Origin of the sequence: Rhodoferax sp., assembly GCF_028688795.1 — a bacterium.
Taxonomy (GTDB): domain Bacteria; phylum Pseudomonadota; class Gammaproteobacteria; order Burkholderiales; family Burkholderiaceae_C; genus Rhodoferax.
The window spans coordinates 1-18,779 of record NZ_JAQTXM010000027.1 but is presented as its reverse complement, the minus strand read 5'-3'; the positions used below and the strand labels follow the sequence as shown (position 1 = coordinate 18,779).

20 protein-coding genes are annotated in these 18,779 nt (G+C 60.7%); 10 read left to right on the top strand and 10 right to left on the bottom strand.

Annotation, left to right across the window (positions count from 1 at the left end; translation table 11 throughout):
• Positions 1-47 precede the first annotated feature (47 nt).
• The 3 genes from PHQ58_RS17720 to PHQ58_RS17710 all read left to right on the top strand — a co-directional run bounded on the left by PHQ58_RS17720 (position 48) and on the right by PHQ58_RS17710 (position 2,645).
• Positions 48-1,349: an enolase C-terminal domain-like protein gene (locus PHQ58_RS17720; RefSeq protein WP_367187344.1), complete on the top strand. Its 1,302-nt coding sequence runs from the start codon at positions 48-50 to the stop codon at positions 1,347-1,349.
• A 129-nt stretch (positions 1,350-1,478) separates the two neighbouring features.
• On the top strand, positions 1,479-2,204 hold the full coding sequence (locus PHQ58_RS17715; RefSeq protein WP_300113513.1) for a TerC family protein: 726 nt from the start codon (positions 1,479-1,481) through the stop codon (positions 2,202-2,204).
• Positions 2,205-2,216: 12 nt separating this feature from the next.
• On the top strand, positions 2,217-2,645 hold the full coding sequence (locus PHQ58_RS17710; RefSeq protein ID WP_300113511.1) for a universal stress protein: 429 nt from the start codon (positions 2,217-2,219) through the stop codon (positions 2,643-2,645).
• Between the two features lie 16 nt (positions 2,646-2,661).
• On the opposite strand, the gene ppk2 is transcribed toward PHQ58_RS17710, so the two are convergent.
• Positions 2,662-3,462 carry a polyphosphate kinase 2 gene (ppk2, locus tag PHQ58_RS17705; RefSeq protein WP_300113509.1) on the bottom strand — a complete coding sequence of 267 codons (801 nt, stop codon included), beginning with the start codon at positions 3,460-3,462 and terminating at the stop codon, positions 2,662-2,664.
• Positions 3,463-3,666: 204 nt separating this feature from the next.
• Here ppk2 and PHQ58_RS17700 point away from each other — a divergent pair, with 204 nt between their 5' ends.
• From PHQ58_RS17700 to PHQ58_RS17690, 3 genes are all read left to right on the top strand, one after another.
• Positions 3,667-3,849 carry a hypothetical protein gene (locus tag PHQ58_RS17700; RefSeq protein WP_300113506.1) on the top strand — a complete coding sequence of 61 codons (183 nt, stop codon included), beginning with the start codon at positions 3,667-3,669 and terminating at the stop codon, positions 3,847-3,849.
• Positions 3,850-4,151: 302 nt separating this feature from the next.
• Positions 4,152-5,795, top strand: coding sequence for a 2,3-bisphosphoglycerate-independent phosphoglycerate mutase (gene gpmI / locus PHQ58_RS17695; RefSeq protein WP_300113503.1), 1,644 nt, complete (start codon positions 4,152-4,154; stop codon positions 5,793-5,795).
• A 163-nt stretch (positions 5,796-5,958) separates the two neighbouring features.
• Entirely contained in the window at positions 5,959-6,234 is a 276-nt protein-coding gene (locus PHQ58_RS17690; RefSeq protein WP_300113500.1) for a hypothetical protein, read from the top strand.
• On the opposite strand, the gene PHQ58_RS17685 is transcribed toward PHQ58_RS17690, so the two are convergent.
• Together PHQ58_RS17685 and PHQ58_RS17680 are read right to left on the bottom strand one after the other, a co-directional pair.
• A complete protein-coding gene (locus PHQ58_RS17685) occupies positions 6,231-8,168 on the bottom strand; it encodes a pyruvate kinase (protein WP_300113497.1) in 1,938 nt (645 codons plus the stop codon). The two genes, PHQ58_RS17690 and PHQ58_RS17685, sit on opposite strands and share 4 nt — an antisense overlap.
• A gap of 4 nt (positions 8,169-8,172) precedes the next feature.
• Complete coding sequence (locus tag PHQ58_RS17680; RefSeq protein WP_300113494.1) at positions 8,173-8,298, bottom strand: hypothetical protein; 126 nt, start codon at positions 8,296-8,298, stop codon at positions 8,173-8,175.
• A gap of 167 nt (positions 8,299-8,465) precedes the next feature.
• Between PHQ58_RS17680 and PHQ58_RS17675 the strand changes: the two genes are divergently transcribed.
• Both PHQ58_RS17675 and PHQ58_RS17670 read left to right on the top strand, forming a co-directional pair.
• Entirely contained in the window at positions 8,466-9,479 is a 1,014-nt protein-coding gene (locus PHQ58_RS17675; RefSeq protein ID WP_300113491.1) for a M14 family zinc carboxypeptidase, read from the top strand.
• A gap of 6 nt (positions 9,480-9,485) precedes the next feature.
• Positions 9,486-10,217, top strand: coding sequence for an alpha/beta hydrolase (locus PHQ58_RS17670; RefSeq protein ID WP_300113488.1), 732 nt, complete (start codon positions 9,486-9,488; stop codon positions 10,215-10,217).
• A gap of 36 nt (positions 10,218-10,253) precedes the next feature.
• On the opposite strand, the gene PHQ58_RS17665 is transcribed toward PHQ58_RS17670, so the two are convergent.
• From PHQ58_RS17665 to PHQ58_RS17655, 3 genes are read right to left on the bottom strand one after another with little or no spacing between them, the layout of a single operon-like run.
• Positions 10,254-10,508, bottom strand: a complete 255-nt coding sequence (locus tag PHQ58_RS17665; protein ID WP_300113485.1) for a hypothetical protein — start codon at positions 10,506-10,508, stop codon at positions 10,254-10,256.
• Positions 10,508-10,846: a P-II family nitrogen regulator gene (locus PHQ58_RS17660; protein ID WP_300113472.1), complete on the bottom strand. Its 339-nt coding sequence runs from the start codon at positions 10,844-10,846 to the stop codon at positions 10,508-10,510. The genes PHQ58_RS17665 and PHQ58_RS17660 overlap by 1 nt, the downstream gene beginning before the upstream one ends.
• A 54-nt stretch (positions 10,847-10,900) precedes the next feature.
• A complete protein-coding gene (locus tag PHQ58_RS17655) occupies positions 10,901-12,217 on the bottom strand; it encodes an ammonium transporter (protein ID WP_300113469.1) in 1,317 nt (438 codons plus the stop codon).
• Between the two features lie 296 nt (positions 12,218-12,513).
• Here PHQ58_RS17655 and PHQ58_RS17650 point away from each other — a divergent pair, with 296 nt between their 5' ends.
• Positions 12,514-13,857, top strand: coding sequence for an NAD(P)/FAD-dependent oxidoreductase (locus tag PHQ58_RS17650; protein ID WP_300113481.1), 1,344 nt, complete (start codon positions 12,514-12,516; stop codon positions 13,855-13,857).
• Positions 13,858-13,866: 9 nt separating this feature from the next.
• The gene (locus tag PHQ58_RS17645) at positions 13,867-14,214 is read left to right on the top strand and encodes a multidrug efflux SMR transporter (RefSeq protein WP_300113478.1); all 348 of its coding nucleotides are present in this window, start codon (positions 13,867-13,869) and stop codon (positions 14,212-14,214) included.
• Positions 14,215-14,254: 40 nt separating this feature from the next.
• On the opposite strand, the gene PHQ58_RS17640 is transcribed toward PHQ58_RS17645, so the two are convergent.
• The 4 genes from PHQ58_RS17640 to PHQ58_RS17625 all read right to left on the bottom strand — a co-directional run.
• Positions 14,255-16,624, bottom strand: a complete 2,370-nt coding sequence (locus PHQ58_RS17640; protein WP_300113475.1) for a DUF1989 domain-containing protein — start codon at positions 16,622-16,624, stop codon at positions 14,255-14,257.
• Positions 16,624-16,962, bottom strand: coding sequence for a P-II family nitrogen regulator (locus PHQ58_RS17635; RefSeq protein ID WP_300113472.1), 339 nt, complete (start codon positions 16,960-16,962; stop codon positions 16,624-16,626). The genes PHQ58_RS17640 and PHQ58_RS17635 overlap by 1 nt, the downstream gene beginning before the upstream one ends.
• 54 nt (positions 16,963-17,016) lie before the next feature.
• A complete protein-coding gene (locus PHQ58_RS17630; protein WP_300113469.1) occupies positions 17,017-18,333 on the bottom strand; it encodes an ammonium transporter in 1,317 nt (438 codons plus the stop codon).
• Between the two features lie 254 nt (positions 18,334-18,587).
• On the bottom strand, positions 18,588-18,779 hold a 192-nt coding region (locus PHQ58_RS17625), incomplete at its 5' end, for a 4Fe-4S dicluster domain-containing protein (RefSeq protein WP_300113466.1).

The following is an 18,779-nucleotide window of genomic DNA, read 5'->3' as shown; positions in this document are numbered from 1 at the left end:
CGATCCCTTCCATGCCAAACACCACGCACACTCCCACCATCCAACGCATGCAAGTCATTCCCGTGGCCGGGCATGACGGTATGTTGCTCAACCTGAGCGGCGCGCACGGCCCCTATTTCACCCGCAACATCGTCATCCTGACCGACAGTGCGGGCCACACCGGTGTGGGCGAAGTGCCAGGTGGCGAAAAGATTCGACAGACGCTGGAAGCCGCCCAAGACATGATCGTGGGCCAATCGGTGGGCAACTGGAACGCCATTTTGAACACCCTTCGGGTGGCCTTTGCCGACCGCGACAGCGGTGGTCGCGGGCTGCAGACTTTCGACTTACGCATCGCTATCCACGCGGTCACTGCGGTGGAAAGTGCGTTGCTGGATTTGCTCGGTCAACATCTGGGCGTGCCGGTGGCAGCTTTGCTGGGCGAAGGCCAACAACGCGCCAGTGTCGCCGTGCTGGGCTATTTGTTTTACGTGGCAGACCGCAGCCAGACCGATTTACCTTACCGCACTGAGCCCGAGCAGGCGGATGACTGGCTGCGACTGCGCCACGAAAAAGCCATGGATGCCCAAGGGATCGTGCGCTTGGCAGAAGCTGCCTACGCACGTTATGGCTTCAAGGACTTCAAGCTCAAGGGCGGTGTGCTGCGTGGCGAGGAAGAAATGGAAGCCGTGGAGGCCTTGCACGCACGCTTTCCCGATGCCCGCATCACGCTCGACCCCAACGGCGGCTGGCTCTTGAAAGACGCCGTGCGCCTGTGCCGTGACCACCGTGACGCACTGGCCTACGCCGAAGACCCATGCGGTGCCGAAGGCGTGTTCTCAGGCCGCGAGGTAATGGCCGAATTCCGCCGTGAAACGGGTTTGCTGACTGCCACCAACATGATTGCCACCGACTGGCGCGAAATGGCCCATTCGATTGCCCTGCACAGTGTGGACATTCCGCTGGCTGACCCGCATTTCTGGACCATGCAAGGCTCAGTGCGCGTGGCGCAGTTGTGCCAGATGAATGGGCTGACCTGGGGCTCACATTCCAACAACCACTTTGACATTTCCCTGGCCATGTTCACCCACGTGGCGGCCGCCGCGCCGGGCAAGGTCACGGCCATTGACACGCACTGGATCTGGCAAGACGGCCAGCGCTTGACAAAAAACCCGCTGCAAATTGTGGACGGCAGCATCACCGTGCCCACTGCGTCCGGCCTGGGGGTTGAACTGGACATGGTTGAGGTGGAAAAAGCCCACCAGCTGTATTTGCAGCACGGCTTGGGTGCGCGGGACGATGCCATCGCCATGCAGTATTTGTTGCCTGGCTGGAAGTTCGACCCCAAAATGCCCAGCTTGGTACGCTGACCGGGGCACAGCTTCTGGCATGCCGGTGGCACAATCGGCGCTCTGTGTCGTGGCCCATGTGGCCACCTTGACGAGGGGCCAATGTCTGCTGTGCACGGCGCCTACACCCATTGAAACGCTCTATTCACCATGCCTGATTTAACCTCTTCACTCTTCTGGATTGCCGTCCTGCAAATCATCGCCATCGACATCATGCTCGGAGGCGACAACGCGGTGGTGATTGCCCTGGCCTGCCGAAAGCTGCCACCTGCGTTGCGCAACAAAGGCATTTTTTGGGGTGTGGTGGGTGCCATTGGTCTGCGCGTGATCATGATTTTCTTTGCGCTGCAATTGCTGGCCTTGCCTTACCTGAAGATTGTGGGCGCGCTGTTGCTGCTGTGGATTGGCATCAAACTGTTGCTGCCTGAGCACGATGAGTCGCACGGCAACATTGATGGCGGCACCACCCTGATGGCGGCCATCAAGACCATCATCGTGGCCGACGCGGTGATGAGCCTGGACAACGTGATTGCGGTGGCGGGCGCCTCGCACGGCTCCATGGTGCTGGTGACCTTTGGCATTCTGGTGTCGATTCCGATCGTGGTGTGGGGCAGCAAAATCGTGTTGACCCTGATGGACCGCTTCCCCATGGTGATCACGCTCGGTGCGGCCCTGCTGGGCTGGATTGCCGGGGGCATGTTGCTGACCGACCCGGCCATGCCGCCGTCGGTTGCCGCAAGCATTCCTTACGCCAACTACCTGTTTGCTGCCACGGGTGCCCTGCTGGTGGTGGCGGTGGGCAAATGGCTGGCCAGCCACAGGGCGCCGGTGAAGGCGTTTGAGCTATCGTCAGAATCCGTCGAGCCAAAAAATTAAAGGGGCACCACCATGACCACATCCTGGCTGATCGCCATCGATAACTCTGAACCGTCGCTGAAGGCGGTGGACCACGTCATCCAAGAGGCCACCGGTCGCCAGACCCCGCCGCAGATTTTTCTGGTGAACGTGCAGGCGCCGCTCTCAAGCGACATCACCCGCTTCATTGAAGGCGCCGTGGTGAAGGACTTTCACCTTGAGGCGGGCGAGGCCGCCCTGGCCGCAGCCAAAGCCAAACTCGCCGCCGCCGGACTGGCGTTTTCAGCGCACATTCTGGTGGGCGAGGCCGCGCCCAGCATCGTGGACTTCGCCAAGGACAAGGGCTGCAGCATGGTCATCATGGGGGCGCGTGGTTTGGGCAGCGTGATCGGGCTGTTCATGGGATCGGTCGCCACCAAGGTGCTTCACCTGTCGCCGGTGCCGGTGCTGCTGATCAAGTAGGGCGTTCAATCCTGGCTCAAATCTTGGCCTTGATCGGCTCCAGCGCGGTGCCATACTTTTCGCGCAGAGGTTCATGATCCAGCGGCGGGAAGCTCACCAGAGTCTCGGTCACCTTGCGGTCTGAAATGTGGTCAAGCAGATGACGAATGAGCGTGAGGCGGCCGGCGCGCTGGTCATTGAAGTCCACCAGCGTCCAGGGCGCTACTTTTGAGTGCGTGGCCGCCAGCATCACGTCACGCACTTGACCGTATTCGGCGTATTTTTCCCGCGCTTTGACATCAATCGGGCTGAGTTTCCAGCGCTTGAGCGGGTCCGCCAGGCGCTCGGCAAAACGTTCTTCCTGCTGCGCCTGATCCACCGTCAACCAGTACTTGAACAGCAAAATGCCGTCGTCGACCAGCATTTGCTCGAACACCGGCGCTTGTTTCAAGAAGTCTTTGGTTTGCTGTTCGGTGCAAAAGTCCATGACACGTTCCACGCCCGCCCGGTTGTACCAGCTGCGGTCAAACAGCGCGATCTCGCCCGCCGCAGGGAGGTAAGGCACGTAGCGTTGAAAGTACCACTGACTCTGCTCGCGCTCACTGGGCTTGCCCAGCGCCACCGTGCGGCACTGGCGCGGGTTCAAGGTGTCGGCAATGGCCGAGATCACGCCGCCCTTGCCCGCGGTGTCGCGACCCTCAATCACCACCATCAAGCGCTTGCCGGTGTGCACCAGCCAGCGCGCCAGGTCATTGAGTTCAAGCTGAAGCGGCTCCAGCTTTTCAAAATAGTCTTTCTTGCCCAAGGTATCGGGCTTGTCGTCTTTGGATTTTTTCATGGGCAAATGGTACCGGAGCCAGGGGTTGATCACACAATGAAACTCATCGGTACATTCTGATACGCGCTTGACATGGCCCGGTTACCTCTTCTTCCTACGATACACATCACCAAAGGTCAACCTAGTAACGCACCCGACGAAACCCGGGATGTTGTGAACTGGGGGAACTGATGGCTTTTTACTATTTTTTAAAGGAACAGAGATATGAAGAAAGTAATTCAAGCTGCAGTCGTCGCCGCCCTGCTGACCTCGTTGTCGGCCTTTGCGCATCACCCTGCCGAAGCCATCATTGATGCCGACACCTGGTTGATGATCGACCAGAACTTGCAAGATGCAGATTCACCCCACCTGGATCTGGAGTTCAATACCATGGGCTCGGCAAGTTGAGAAAGCAGGAGCGTTAGTAGCTGTAGTGACTTTGCTGGTGGCTCAAAATTAGGACCCGGTAGCAATCGTCGCTAAGACCCGCTCAATATCCAAGCCTGCTGACCCCAGCAGGCTTTTCTATTTCTGCCTTCAGGACGCAAGCTGCCCATGCACAGGCTGGACATCTGGTGCAGCCTGTGCACTTTTCGTCAGTCGGACATCGGGACGACCCGTCGATTTGAGGGAAGATAGCGGGGTTGCCGAATGCCGCCGGGTTGGGTCCCAGACGCATCGGCCCTGCACGATCATTTCAGGAGTTACCCATGCTACAAAAATTCACGGCCTTCCCCGGTGTCACCGGCCCGGTGGTTGTCATCGTCATGGACGGTTACGGCATATCCAAGCTCGACGAGGGCAGCGCCATTGCTGCCGCCCGCAAACCCACACTGGACCGCTTGTTGGTCGAATGCCCCAACATCAGCCTGCGCGCCCATGGCACGGCCGTCGGCATGCCGTCTGACGACGACATGGGCAACTCCGAGGTGGGCCACAACGCCATCGGCGCCGGGCAGGTGTACAGCCAGGGCGCGGCGTTGGTGGCCAACGCGATTGCCGACGGCTCGATCTGGCAGGGCCAGACGTGGCAGCAAATCGTGGCCGGCGCCAAGGCGGGCCGCGGTGTGATCCACTTCATCGGCCTGTTTTCTGATGGCAATGTGCACAGCCACATTGACCACCTGAAGGCCATGGTGCTCCAAACCAAGGCTGACGGTGTTAAAACTGTGCGCATCCATGCCCTGCTCGACGGACGTGACGTGCCCGAGACCAGTGCGCTGGACTACGTGGTGCCGTTTGAGGCCTTTCTGGCCGAGCTCAGCACCAACGGTTTTGATGCCCGCATTGCCTCGGGGGGCGGCCGCCAGAACATCACCATGGACCGCTACGACGCCAATTGGCCGATGGTTGAAAAGGGCTGGAAGACGCATGTTCTGGGCCAGGGCCCGCAGTTTGCCAACGCCACCGCCGCCGTGAACGGCCTGCGCGCCAAGCACCCTGGCACCATCGACCAGGACTTGCCGGAGTTTGTGATTGCTGAGAACGGCCAGCCCATTGGCACCATTGAGGACGGCGATTCGGTGGTGCTTTTCAATTTCCGCGGCGACCGGGCGATTGAGATCACCCGCGCTTTTGTCGACACAGCGTTCACCCGCTTTGACCGTGTCCGCACACCGTCAGTGACCTTTGCCGGCATGCTGCAGTACGACGGCGACCTGCAACTGCCCAAGCGTTTCCTGGTGACGCCCCCGGCCATCAAAGACACATCAGGCGAATGGTTCAGCAAAGCAGGTCTGACCCAGTTCGCCTGCTCCGAGACTCAAAAGTTTGGCCACGTTACCTACTTCTGGAACGGCAACCGCTCCAACAAGTTTGAGGGGGAGAGTTGGCAGGAAGTGCCCAGCGACGTGGTGCCGTTTGAGCAACGCCCCTGGATGAAGTCGGCCGAGATCACCGACGCCATGATTGCCGCCGTGCAAAGCGGCCAGTACAAGCTGTTGCGCTGCAACTTCGCCAACGGCGACATGGTGGGCCACACCGGCAACTTCCGCGCAGCCACCATGGCCGTGGAAGCGGTTGACCTGGCTCTGGCCCGCCTGCTGCCTGCCATTGCAGCGGCTGGTGGCGTGGCCCTGATCACCGCTGACCACGGCAATGCCGACGAGATGTATGAGCTGGACAAGAAGACCAAAAAACCGTCACTCAACGCGGACGGGTCTTACAAGGCAAAAACCGCGCACACGCTGAACCCGGTGCCACTGATCTTGTTTGACAAGGTCACCGGCGGCAAGCTGGGACTCAAGCAGACCACCACCGCGGGCCTGTCGAACATTGCCGCCACCGTGGCCAACTTGGCAGGGCTGGAGAAACACGCCAAGTGGGACGAGAGTGTGCTGGTGGTGAAGGCGTAGCGCGCCAGGGTCACGCAACTGTCACATCTGTTTCATCAAATTTGACACATTGGGCGGTTACCCTTGGTCACATGTCCGCGTTGCGTGAATATGTGACCTTTTCACTCGCATGCCGCAGGCGCTGATGTGACAAACCTCTAACAACATCGTCGGGAACACCATCATGCTCGCCATCAAGAAAGCGCGTAAATTCATCCAAGCCAATCCAACCGATCCAGCAGCCCGAATCATTTCGGCGCTGGTGCTCGCGCTGGAAAGTGAGGGCCAGATTTCGGTTGCGCAGCTCTACGAACTGAGCAACGACAAGTTTGAACTCGTGCTGGAAATCCTCTCAGAGTGGCGCCTTGACCGGCATTACGCCAGCAAGCTGCGTTTGCTCGACTTGAGCTCGCAAGTGCACGGGCTCAGCACCGCCACAGCCACGCCGTCTGTCGCTTAGGCCGCCAAGTCGCCACCATTCCAGGCCCGCAGCGCCCGTAACAAGGGGCGCTTTTTGGCTTGATGGCCTGCCATGCGTTTCAGGATGTCGTCCAGGGTGTGGATGGCATCGGCAATGAATGGCCCTTTGTTGAGCATGACGCATTCGGCACGCACACCCAGACCGGCGTCCGATATTTCGGCGCGCGAAGGCAAGCCGGTTTTGGCCAAAGATTCCAGCACCTGAGTGGCCCAGATAACCGGCATGTGCGCGGCTTCCGCGCAGCACAAGATTTCTTCCTGGACCTCGGCCATGCGCTCAAAGCCACACTCCACCGCCAGGTCGCCGCGCGCGATCATCACGCCAGCAGAGTTGGCGGCCATGGCGGCCAGCATCAAATCGGGCAAGTTCTCAAAACCCTGCAGCATTTCTATCTTGAGCACCAGCCCCATGTCATCGCGTTTGAGCCGATGCAAGTGCGAGCGCAACAAAGCCACATCGTCGGGTTTTTGCACAAACGATAAACCCACCATGTCAGCCACTTTGGCAACTGTGTCGAGGTCGGTAATGTCTTTGTCTGTGAGTGCCGGCAGGTCAAGTTTGCTGTCGGGCAAGTTGATGCCTTTGTCGGCCACCAGCTTTTCGCCGCTGTCACGGGCGTGGGTGATTTCCACCTCTACCCCTTGCCCTGCAATCTGGCGAATCACGCCGCCAATGCGACCGTCATCGAACCAGATTCGTTCGCCCACCTTGACCTGCTCGATCACCTGCGGCAGAGTGCAGGGCACTCGCGCAACAGTAAACGAGTTGTCACCCACGGCCTCGTCTGCGGCAACCAGATGGTCAAGCCCATCACGTGTCAGGTGCAAGCGGTCACCCAGCTTCAGATGCAGGGTACCGGGCTGGTGCGCGATGTGGCACACCAGACTGGAGTGCTTTTTTTTGTGGTTCGGGTGCACCAGGTGCAGCACGGTCTCAGGCGTGAAGTAGCAGGTGCGCAAACATTCCGCCACGGCACCCTGACTGGTGCAGTGGGTCACCAGCAGATGGCGTTTGGCACCGCGGGCATCGGTAAATTCAATGGTTGAGCCCACTTTGAGCCGCTTGAGCCAATCGTCCCAAACACCAATGCAGGCATCTACGTTTGGCAAGGGCTCATGCTCGCCCATAGGCTGCAGGCCCAGACGCGCCGGGCGGTACACGTGGCCAAAATCATCTTTGCCGGGCCTGAGCTTGAGCACCGCCGGGCCGGGCGCAATCACACCTGTGCGAATTTTTGGGCCACCCAAATCCATCAGAATTTTGACGTTTCTACGCGCCGCCTTGGCCGCTTTACGCACGTGTTTGGCCATGTCAACCCATTGCCTCGGGCCATCGTGCGCACAATTGATGCGGGCGACATCCATGCCGGCGGCCACCAACTCACGCGCCACGCCAACATCGGTGGCGGCCTCGCTTGGCAGGGTGACCATGATGCGCACAGTGCGCTCGTTGGGCACATCGCCCAGCAAGCCAATCGTGTTGTCTGCCAACAAGGCACGGCTGCTAACCCGGCCGGGTGGCTCCTCGTGCGAGAGGTTTTGCCACGGCTGCCCAGTGAGCTTGTGCAGCAGCCCAAGCACCTTGTCCAGGCTGGCCAGCACATGCGATTCAGCACGCCCAAGAGAAGACAAGCCCAGCGTAGCCAATTGCTCTTGCAGGGGCCGCAAATCCACCGCGCGCAGGCTCAAATAATGGATCAGGTTACGCGCGCTGTCGCGGTGCACCGTTAGCACCTGGTCGAGTGTCGGCTGCATGCTGGATTCGCGTTGCAGCATGGCTTTGCGCAAGCCCCAAAGCTGCGCCATGATGGACACGCACAGGGCTTCGTTCCACAATGAGTTGTGTGCGGTCAACTCCCCAGTAGTGGTGTTGTCACCAGAAGATGGGCTGTGCAGCGTGTTCATTTCAAGCATGGTGTCATGCACCCAAGCCGGGTTTGCGGCCCAGCAATTTGCTGCGCTGAAGCGCCATCAGCTCCAGCAAACCAGCCGCCACACACGCCGGAATAGCCAGCCAGCGGAAGAAATGTGTTCTGAAAATCATTTGCAAAACTCCCTTGTTAACTGCAACCAAGGGTAGGGGCCAAGCATGACAGTTTGATGTCATGTCCCGCCACCCAGGTACGGTACTCGAAACCGCTTTCAGACTAGCGCGCTGGGCCGTAAGCTCCCACCGGATGGAAACTCAATATGCTTTTTGATCGGTAATTTGTGACACGCACCAAACTGCCGGAACTCTCTGCGCTGGAGCGCATCATTGAGCTGGGCGCCAAAAAACTCGACGTGCGGGTGGTGCGCCATGTCAGCCTCCCAGACGGCAGCCAACTGCCGGTGTATGCCATCGCGCTGGGCAGCCCAGACCCCACCGCGCCCATCGTCGGGTACTTTGGCGGCGTGCACGGCCTGGAGCGCATCGGTGCCGAGGTGGTGATTGCTTACCTGCAAAGCCTGGTGATGCGTCTGCAGTGGGATAGCACGCTGCACCAGCAACTTGAATCGGTGCGCCTGGTGTTCATGCCCATCGTCAACCCCGGCGGCATGGCACTGGGCACACGGGCCAACCCGCACGGCGTGGATTTGATGCGCAACGCACCAGTGCAGGCGCAAGAGCCGGTGCCCTTTCTGGTGGGCGGCCAACGCTACAGCGCCAGCTTGCCGTGGTACCGGGGCCCGCTGAATGCGCCCATGGAGGTTGAAAACCAAGCCATCTGCGAAGTCATCGAGCGTGAATTTTTTCCGCGCGCCTTCAGCCTGTGCGTGGACTGCCACTCTGGTTTTGGCACACGCGACCGGCTCTGGTTTCCTTTTGCCCACAAGCGCGAACCCATGGCCCATCTGGCCGAGCTACAAGCGCTGAAAAACATTTTTGTGCAGTCCAACAGCTACCACCGCTATGTGGTGGAGCCACAAAGCCTGCAATACCTGGCGCATGGCGATTTGTGGGACCACCTGTACCTGCAATCTCTGGCCAAGCCTGAGCGCATTTTTTTGCCCCTGACGCTGGAAATGGGGTCATGGTTGTGGGTAAAAAAGAACCCCCGTCAATTGTTTTCCCGCCACGGCATTTTCAACCCGCTGATTGAGCACCGGCAACAGCGGGTGCTGCGCCAGCACCAGTCGCTGCTGGACTTTCTTTCCAGGGCAGCCAGTGGCCACCGGTTGTGGTTGCCCAACGCCGAGCAACGGGCACTATTGCACGCACAAGCGCTGCTGGACTGGTACTGACACGCCATGACCACCTGGCTCTTGCTGCGAGGTTTGACGCGTGAAAGCGGCCACTGGGGCAGCTTTTTGCCCTTGATGCAACAAGCCTGCCCTGACGATGTGCTGCTGCCGCTGGACTTTGCTGGCAACGGCGTGTGGCATGACCAAGCCAGTCCGTGGACAGTACAAGGCATGGTTGCGCATTGCCGCGGCCAGCTTGAAGAAAAAGGCATTCAACCGCCCTACCACGTGCTGGCCATGTCGCTGGGCGCCATGGTGGCCGTGGCCTGGGCACAGACTTACCCTGAGGAAATTTCAAGACAGGTGTTGATCAACACCAGCCTGCGCCCGTTCAACCCGTTTTACCAGCGCTTTCAGCCCCGCAACATCGCTACGATCGCACGCCTGGTGTTGAGCGCTGCCAACGCCAGCGACTGGGAGCACACCATCTGGCGCATGACCAGCCGCCTGAGCGACCCGGATGTGATCAATGACTGGGTCAACCTGCGCCAATTGCACCCTGTGTCGCCCCTGAATTCCCTGCGACAGCTGTGGGCCGCCGCACGCTTTACCGCGCCAGCGCAATCCCCTGCCACGCCCACGCTGCTGTTGGCCAGCACGCTTGACAGTCTGGTGAGTGTGCAGTGTTCAAGGTCGGTGGCACGCGCTTGGCACTGGCCGCTGGCAGAGCACCCGACTGCGGGCCATGACTTGCCGCTGGATGATGCTGACTGGGTAGTTAAGCACATGCTCGGTTGAGCAAATTGGCCCGCAACGAAGGAAAAAATTGGGACACTATTTTTCACTGGTCCATGGCATTGCCGCAACTTGTCGTGCGCGCGAAGTCTTTGCTGCTTTGGAAACGGGCACCGAAGGCCGCCAAGGCCTCGCGTGCAAGGCCATCAGCTCGCAAGCCAGAGCCACCACGGTCAGGCCACCGCCTGCCACGCGGTAGCGTTCCAGGGTCGGCGTGCGCAGGGACAGCGCGGGTTCGCGCACGTGCGTCGCCACCGGAGGGCGGACGTGCAGGGCATCTCCAGGCAAGCTCATCAAAGCGCCTCGCTACCGGACTCACCGGTGCGGATGCGAATGACCTGCTCAAGTGCGCTGACGAAGATCTTGCCGTCGCCAATCTTGCCCGTGCGCGCAGCCGCCTCAATGGTCTCGACCACGCGCGAGACCATGGCATCGTCCACCGCAGCCTCAAGCTTTACCTTGGGTAAAAAGTCCACCACGTACTCCGCGCCCCGGTACAGCTCGGTGTGGCCCTTCTGGCGCCCAAAGCCCTTGACCTCGGTGACCGTGATGCCCTGCGTACCGATGTCCGAGAGCGCCTGGCGCACCTCGTCGAGCTTGAAGGGTTTGATGATGGCAGTGACAAGTTTCATATTGAACCTCAAAGCTTGAAGGTAAGGATGGGCAGAATGCAATGTGACGGCAACTCAGAGCTTGTAGCCCGGCTCGCCGTGTGAACTCATGTCCAGGCCCTCAATCTCGTCGTCCTCTTGTACGCGCAGGCCACCGCACAACAGCGACGCCAGCTTGAAGGCGATGAAGCTGCTGATGGCCGAATACACGATGCTAAAACCAATGACCAGCAGTTGGATTTGCATCTGCGAGCCAAAGTCACGGCCCTCAGCAAAGCCCAGACCACCCAGCGCAGGCATGGCAAAGACGGTGGTCAGAATGCCGCCGACGATGCCGCCCACGCCGTGCACGCCAAAGACGTCAAAGGAGTCGTCCAGACCAATCATGGGCTTGAGCTTCTCCACCGCCCAGACACAGATGGGAGAGACGATGAAGCCGATGGCAATCGCACCCATGGGGCCCACAAAACCGCAGGCCGGCGTGATGGCAACCAGACCGGCGATGGCACCAGAGACTGCGCCCAGCATGCTTGGGCGACCGCGGTGAATCCATTCCACCAGCATCCACGACAGGGTGCCTGCGGCGCCAGCGAGCATGGTGTTGAGCACCACCAGCATCGAGAAGCCGTTGGCCGCAAGCACGCAGCCGCCGCAAAACGCCAGCCAGCCCACCCACAACAGCGAGCCGCCGGTCATGGTCATGGTCATGTTATGCGGTGACATGGCCGAGGTGCCCACACCCTTGCGCGCCCCCACCAGCCAGGCACCCACCAAGGCAGCAATGCCCACGTTGACGTGCACCACGTTGCCCCCGGCAAAGTCTTGCGCGCCGAGCTGGAACACCCAGCCACCACCCCAACCCATGTGGGCCATGGGGACGTAGTTGATGGTGAACCAGATCGCCATGAAGACCAGTACGGCAGCAAACTTGATGCGTTCTGCGAACGCACCCACGATGATGGTGGGGGTGATGGCGGCAAACAGCCGCATGAAGTAGAAGTACAGCAGCTCGGGGATGCTGCCTTGCAGCGAGTCTTTGGTCACCCCCCTCAAGAAGAGTTTGTCCAGGCCACCGATCACCGACTGCAGTGAACCGCCGTCAGTGAAGGTCAGGCTGTAGCCGTACAGCGCCCACAACACGGTGATCAATGAGGAGACGGTGAACACCTGCATGAGGATGGACAGGACGTTCTTGGTGCGCGCCAAGCCGCCGTAGAACAGGGCCAGGCCGGGGATCGTCATCAGCCACACTGCGATGCAGCAGGCAAATACGAAGGCGGTGTCGCCCGAGTTGAGTGTGGGTGCCTCGGGGGCGGCTTGGGCCCACAGGGACGATGCACCAAGGGTGAGGGTGGCCGGGATGATCCAGCGCAGGGATTGGAACGGTTTCAAGGGGGGCTCCATGTGGCAGTTGCAGACCACAGAATCAGTGCAAGGAGTGTGCCAAAGTTTCTTGTCAGTAATCTTGCTTTCACTGCATGAAACTAGTGCATCCGCTCCCCTTTCCCCACTCCATGCACCGCTGTCGCTCTTTTCCCTCACCCCTAATCACCTTTTTGGCGCAGTAAACCCATCGAGCCCCCTGTCGGCAGTGCAAATGCACGACATAACCGCTGGCATGTCTTGTGCTTCACATAGGGAACAAAAGTTTCCCACTGTTTAACCATTTTACGTTTAGGAGTATTTGCATGAACAAGCGTGTCGCCGTCATCGGCGCTGGTCCTTCTGGCCTGGCACAACTGCGGGCTTTCCAATCCGCCCAGGCCGCAGGTGCCGAGATTCCGGAGCTGGTGTGCTTTGAAAAACAGTCGGACTGGGGTGGCATGTGGAACTACACCTGGCGTACCGGCCTGGACGAACACGGCGAGCCGGTGCATGGCAGCATGTACCGGTACCTCTGGTCGAACGGACCGAAGGAATGTCTGGAGTTCGCCGACTACACCTTCGACGAACACTTTGGCCGGCCCATGGGTTCCTACCCGCCGCGTGAGGTGCTGTGGGACTACATCAAGGGTCGTGTCGAAAAGGCCGGTGTGCGCAAGTACATCCGCTTCAACACCGCCGCGCGTCTCGTGAGCTACGACGAGGGCACCCGCAAGTTCACGGTCACCGCGCACGACCACCAACAGGACTTGACCTGCAGCGAAGAGTTCGACTGGGTGGTGGTGGCCAGTGGCCATTTCTCGACGCCCAACGTACCCTATTTCGAAGGCTTCGAAACCTTCGGTGGCCGCGTGCTGCATGCGCACGACTTCCGTGATGCGTTGGAGTTCAAGGGCAAGGATGTGCTCATCGTCGGCGCCAGCTACTCGGCGGAAGACATCGGCTCACAGTGCTGGAAGTACGGCGCACGCTCGATCACCAGTTGCTACCGCACCAGCCCCATGGGCTATAAGTGGCCGGACAACTGGGAGGAAAAACCGCAACTGCTCAAGGTTGAGGGCAATACCGCGCACTTCGCGGACGGCAGCAGCAAACACGTCGATGCCGTCATCCTGTGCACCGGCTACAAGCACCACTTTCCCTTCTTGCCAGAAGCATTGCGCCTGAAGACCGCCAACCGCCTGTGGCCGCTGGACCTGTACAAGGGCGTGTGCTGGGAAGAGAACCCGCAACTGATCTACCTGGGCATGCAGGACCAGTGGTACAGCTTCAACATGTTCGACGCCCAGGCCTGGTACGCGCGTGACATCATGCTCGGTCGCATTCCGCTGCCCTCGCAAGAAGTGATGCGAGAGGAAAACCTGCGGTGGCGTGAGGAAGAACTGGCGTTGGAAGATGCTCAGCAGATGTTCGAGTTCCAGGGCAAGTACATCCAGACCCTGATCGATGCCACCGACTACCCGAGCTTCAATATCGCTGCGGTCAACAAGACCTTCCTCGACTGGAAGCATGACAAGTATGAGGACATCATGGGCTACCGCAACAAGTGCTACCCCTCGCTCATGACCGGCACCATGGCGGCACCGCACCACACTCCGTGGCAGGACGCTCTAGACGACTCGCTGGAGAGTTACCTCGCGCACCCATAGAAGAATCCGATGGTCGTTGGCCCTCAAACCGGTTGGTGGCTGCTGCTGGGGGCCGGTGTTTGTGAAGTGGTCTGGGCCGCAGCCATTGCGCGGACCGATGGCTTTACCCGCCTGTGGCCTTCGCTGTACTGCGCCGGCTTCATCGTGCTGAGCCTGTACCTGCTCTCGCTGGCCATGCGCACCGTGCCGATGGGCACGGCCTACGCGGTGTGGGTGGGTATTGGCGCCGTTAGCACGGTGCTTTATGGCATCTTGTTTCTGAACGAGGCGGCCAACACGCCCCGGCTTCTTTGCCTGTTGTTGATCGTGGCCGGGGTGGTGGGTCTCAAGGTCTTTGGCAGTGAGCCTGTGAACTGAGCAAGGCGGCACCGGCACAGCCCCCGCAGGGGCCAGGTGCTCAGGCGCGTACGCGGCTCTTGTCGGGGTCGTAGAAGATCGGTGCCGACACGCTGGCGGGCAAACGCTTCTGGTGCCCGTCGAGCTTGCCAATTTCAACCTTTGTACCGACCACGGCGTTACTCACCGTCATGCGGCACAGCGCGACGTTCTGACCCGCGTGCGGCGAGCGCGTGGCGCTGGTGACCACACCGACCTGGGCGTGACCAACATAGACACCATCGCCGTGCGCTGCCATTTCGTTGCCATCAAGCTGCAGACCGACAAGTTTGCGCTGCGGGTGTGCGCTGCGCTCCAGCAGTGCATCGCGCCCGATGAAGTCATCTGCCTTGCTCTTTAGTGGCACACAAAAACCAATGCCAGCTTCGAAAGGGTCAGTCTGGTCGCAAAACTCGTGGCCGGCAAACACCAGGCCAGCTTCAATGCGCAGGGTGTCGAGTGCGTCCAGACCGAGTGGCGAGAGGCCGAGCGGCGCACCGAGTTCCCACAAGCGAGCCCAGACGCGGGGTGCGTCGCTGGGGTGGCACCAGACCTCGTAGCCCAGCTCGCCGGTATAGCCGGTGCGTGAGACCATGAGCGGACAGCCGTTGTGGTCATCAAGGCGCCCAACCAAAAAGCGGAACCAGCCCAGGTTGTCGAGCACTGGCTGCGTGCCAGGCGACCACACCATCTGGCGCAACAGCTCGCGCGAGCGCGGCCCCTGCACGGCAACGTTATGGATATGGTCGCTGGCCGATTTGACCCAGACCTTCATGCCCAGCTTGTTGGCCTGTTCACGCAGCCAGATGCCGCCGTAGTCCTCACCACAAATCCAGCGAAAGTTGTCTGGGCCCAGCCGCAGCAAGGTGCCGTCGTCAAGCATGCCGCCGTGCGGATAACACATGGCTGAATACACCACCTGGCCCACCGCCAGCTTCTTGATGTCGCGCGTCAGGCAATACTGCATCAGCGCTTCGGCGTCTGGGCCGATGACCTCGAACTTGCGCAAGGCCGACAGGTCCATCACCGCGACCCGCTCGCGGCAGGCGTGGTACTCGGCGATAGCGCCATGGCCGTCGTAGCGGGTGGGTGTCCACCAGCCGCGGTAGTCGGTGAATTGACGGGTGAGGGCCGACGTATCGGCGTGAAACCCGCTCTCGCGTGTCATCACGGGTTCGGCGTCGGGGGTAGGTCGGTGGGCAAGGGCCATGCTAAAGCGCTCCTGGGCAGCGTAAATTCGAACGTGGATGTCGGTCGGCATCCAGCCATTGGCGGGGTCGATGTCGTCCGGGCATGAGGTGTTGGCGCAGACCATGTCGTCAAGCGCACGCAGCAGCACGTGGTCGCCTGGGCGTGACCAGGGTTCATCCATGGTCATCTGATTGTGGGCGTCCACACCCGTGTTGTAGAAAAAGTTGATGGCTGGCCAGCCCGGTCGCCCACGCACCCCGTAAGAGGCAAGTTCGCGGGACAGGTTGTCGCTGCAATTGGCGTGGCCGAAGTAACCCATGCCTTCGTAATAACGCGCCGCACAGGCCAGGCCGAACGTGTCATGGCGGCCCACGGTGTCTTGCACCAGTTCGAGCACGGGTTGCATCTCACGGTCAAAGAAGCGCGAATGCAGCCCAGGGCCGGGGTAAGCCCGGGCACCGAGCGTGCGCGTGACCGTGGGGTCAAGCTCCTGCTCGATGCCACGGTCAAGCGCTGCGCGGTTGAAGGCCACGAAGTCGGAACACTGGCGCCCGGCAACGTCGATGACTTGAATGTACTGACCCTTCGCCACGGTGTAACTGCGCGCCGTACCCGGCGCGATGGTGAATTCGTCCACCACCTCCCCCAACGGGTCGGGCAGTGGCACAGCGGTGAGGATGCGGTGGCTGCTGCGGTGCACATGCAGGGCCAATGGGGTTGGCGAGTTTTGATCGTGGACGCTGCCGTCCGCGCCTGGGGCTGCAACCAGCACCAGCACCTCGCCGGAGGCCGTGCAGCGTTGTCGCTGGCCCGCCAAGCCACCCGCTGGCCAGAGCAGGCAGGGCGCAGGCAGGTGGTCCAGGTCAATACCGCGGCGGCACAGGCCAGCGTGCACCAGGCGCAAGGCGGGGTGCTGACGCTGCAACAGCCGGGCCGTGCCACCCGCGCCGGGTGAGGCCTGAAGACCCAACGCTGCCAGGGCGTCGCGGCCTTGGGCATCCCAGGCCAGCAACTCGCAGGCCTGCAGGCCCTCGGGATCGATCACCTCCAGCGCGTCGCCTGCGGCCAGAGCCACCACGGTCAGGCCACCGCCTGCCACGCGGTAGCGTTCCAGGGTCGGCGTGCGCAGGGACAGCGCGGGTTCGCGCACGTGCGTCGCCACCGGAGGGCGGACGTGCAGGGCATCTCCAGGCAAGCTCATCAAAGCGCCTCGCTACCGGACTCACCGGTGCGGATGCGAATGACCTGCTCAAGTGCGCTGACGAAGATCTTGCCGTCGCCAATCTTGCCCGTGCGCGCAGCCGCCTCAATGGTCTCGACCACGCGCGAGACCATGGCATCGTCCACCGCAGCCTCAAGCTTTACCTTGGGTAAAAAGTCCACCACGTACTCCGCGCCCCGGTACAGCTCGGTGTGGCCCTTCTGGCGCCCAAAGCCCTTGACCTCGGTGACCGTGATGCCCTGCGTACCGATGTCCGAGAGCGCCTGGCGCACCTCGTCGAGCTTGAAGGGTTTGATGATGGCAGTGACAAGTTTCATATTGAACCTCAAAGCTTGAAGGTAAGGATGGGCAGAATGCAATGTGACGGCAACTCAGAGCTTGTAGCCCGGCTCGCCGTGTGAACTCATGTCCAGGCCCTCAATCTCGTCGTCCTCTTGTACGCGCAGGCCACCGCACAACAGCGACGCCAGCTTGAAGGCGATGAAGCTGCTGATGGCCGAATACACGATGCTAAAACCAATGACCAGCAGTTGGATTTGCATCTGCGAGCCAAAGTCACGGCCCTCAGCAAAGCCCAGACCACCCAGCGCAGGCATGGCAAAGACGGTGGTCAGAATGCCGCCGACGATGCCGCCCACGCCGTGCACGCCAAAGACGTCAAAGGAGTCGTCCAGACCAATCATGGGCTTGAGCTTCTCCACCGCCCAGACACAGATGGGAGAGACGATGAAGCCGATGGCAATCGCACCCATGGGGCCCACAAAACCGCAGGCCGGCGTGATGGCAACCAGACCGGCGATGGCACCAGAGACTGCGCCCAGCATGCTTGGGCGACCGCGGTGAATCCATTCCACCAGCATCCACGACAGGGTGCCTGCGGCGCCAGCGAGCATGGTGTTGAGCACCACCAGCATCGAGAAGCCGTTGGCCGCAAGCACGCAGCCGCCGCAAAACGCCAGCCAGCCCACCCACAACAGCGAGCCGCCGGTCATGGTCATGGTCATGTTATGCGGTGACATGGCCGAGGTGCCCACACCCTTGCGCGCCCCCACCAGCCAGGCACCCACCAAGGCAGCAATGCCCACGTTGACGTGCACCACGTTGCCCCCGGCAAAGTCTTGCGCGCCGAGCTGGAACACCCAGCCACCACCCCAACCCATGTGGGCCATGGGGACGTAGTTGATGGTGAACCAGATCGCCATGAAGACCAGTACGGCAGCAAACTTGATGCGTTCTGCGAACGCACCCACGATGATGGTGGGGGTGATGGCGGCAAACAGCCGCATGAAGTAGAAGTACAGCAGCTCGGGGATGCTGCCTTGCAGCGAGTCTTTGGTCACCCCCCTCAAGAAGAGTTTGTCCAGGCCACCGATCACCGACTGCAGTGAACCGCCGTCAGTGAAGGTCAGGCTGTAGCCGTACAGCGCCCACAACACGGTGATCAATGAGGAGACGGTGAACACCTGCATGAGGATGGACAGGACGTTCTTGGTGCGCGCCAAGCCGCCGTAGAACAGGGCCAGGCCGGGGATCGTCATCAGCCACACTGCGATGCAGCAGGCAAATACGAAGGCGGTGTCGCCCGAGTTGAGTGTGGGTGCCTCGGGGGCGGCTTGGGCCCACAGGGACGATGCACCAAGGGTGAGGGTGGCCGGGATGATCCAGCGCAGGGATTGGAACGGTTTCAAGGGGGGCTCCATGTGGCAGTTGCAGACCACAGAATCAGTGCAAGGAGTGTGCCAAAGTTTCTTGTCAGTAATCTTGCTTTCACTGCATGAAACTAGTGCACAGACTCCCAAATACCCTCGCCATGCACCGTCAGCGTACTTCCCAGCGCATGCTTCATCACCGTTTTGGCGCAGCAACCAGGCAAAGTGTGGTTCGCTCCGGCACCAAAAACAGATGGCCGCCCGAGGGCGGCCACGGTTGCACTCAACAGCGCTTACATCCCCGAATAATTCGGCCCGCCCCCACCTTCGGGCGTGACCCACACAATGTTCTGCGTCAGGTCCTTGATGTCGCAGGTCTTGCAATGCACACAATTCGCGGCATTGATCTGCAAGCGGTCGGTGTTGTCATCGTTCTTCACAAACTCATAAACACCAGCCGGGCAATAACGTGCCTCAGGGCCAGC

What these genes read in the sequence shown, in the direction of transcription:
- PHQ58_RS17680 (WP_300113494.1), bottom strand. Translation starts at nt 8,298, where the DNA reads ATGATTTTCAGAACACATTTCTTCCGCTGGCTGGCTATTCCGGCGTGT.
- PHQ58_RS17660 (WP_300113472.1), bottom strand. Translation starts at nt 10,846, where the DNA reads ATGAAACTTGTCACTGCCATCATCAAACCCTTCAAGCTCGACGAGGTG.
- ppk2 (WP_300113509.1), bottom strand. Translation starts at nt 3,462, where the DNA reads ATGAAAAAATCCAAAGACGACAAGCCCGATACCTTGGGCAAGAAAGAC.
- PHQ58_RS17670 (WP_300113488.1), top strand. Translation starts at nt 9,486, where the DNA reads ATGACCACCTGGCTCTTGCTGCGAGGTTTGACGCGTGAAAGCGGCCAC.
- PHQ58_RS17665 (WP_300113485.1), bottom strand. Translation starts at nt 10,508, where the DNA reads ATGAGCTTGCCTGGAGATGCCCTGCACGTCCGCCCTCCGGTGGCGACG.
- PHQ58_RS17690 (WP_300113500.1), top strand. Translation starts at nt 5,959, where the DNA reads ATGCTCGCCATCAAGAAAGCGCGTAAATTCATCCAAGCCAATCCAACC.
- gpmI (WP_300113503.1), top strand. Translation starts at nt 4,152, where the DNA reads ATGCTACAAAAATTCACGGCCTTCCCCGGTGTCACCGGCCCGGTGGTT.
- PHQ58_RS17635 (WP_300113472.1), bottom strand. Translation starts at nt 16,962, where the DNA reads ATGAAACTTGTCACTGCCATCATCAAACCCTTCAAGCTCGACGAGGTG.
- PHQ58_RS17715 (WP_300113513.1), top strand. Translation starts at nt 1,479, where the DNA reads ATGCCTGATTTAACCTCTTCACTCTTCTGGATTGCCGTCCTGCAAATC.
- PHQ58_RS17720 (WP_367187344.1), top strand. Translation starts at nt 48, where the DNA reads ATGCAAGTCATTCCCGTGGCCGGGCATGACGGTATGTTGCTCAACCTG.
- PHQ58_RS17710 (WP_300113511.1), top strand. Translation starts at nt 2,217, where the DNA reads ATGACCACATCCTGGCTGATCGCCATCGATAACTCTGAACCGTCGCTG.
- PHQ58_RS17640 (WP_300113475.1), bottom strand. Translation starts at nt 16,624, where the DNA reads ATGAGCTTGCCTGGAGATGCCCTGCACGTCCGCCCTCCGGTGGCGACG.
- PHQ58_RS17650 (WP_300113481.1), top strand. Translation starts at nt 12,514, where the DNA reads ATGAACAAGCGTGTCGCCGTCATCGGCGCTGGTCCTTCTGGCCTGGCA.
- PHQ58_RS17645 (WP_300113478.1), top strand. Translation starts at nt 13,867, where the DNA reads ATGGTCGTTGGCCCTCAAACCGGTTGGTGGCTGCTGCTGGGGGCCGGT.
- PHQ58_RS17685 (WP_300113497.1), bottom strand. Translation starts at nt 8,168, where the DNA reads ATGCTTGAAATGAACACGCTGCACAGCCCATCTTCTGGTGACAACACC.
- PHQ58_RS17700 (WP_300113506.1), top strand. Translation starts at nt 3,667, where the DNA reads ATGAAGAAAGTAATTCAAGCTGCAGTCGTCGCCGCCCTGCTGACCTCG.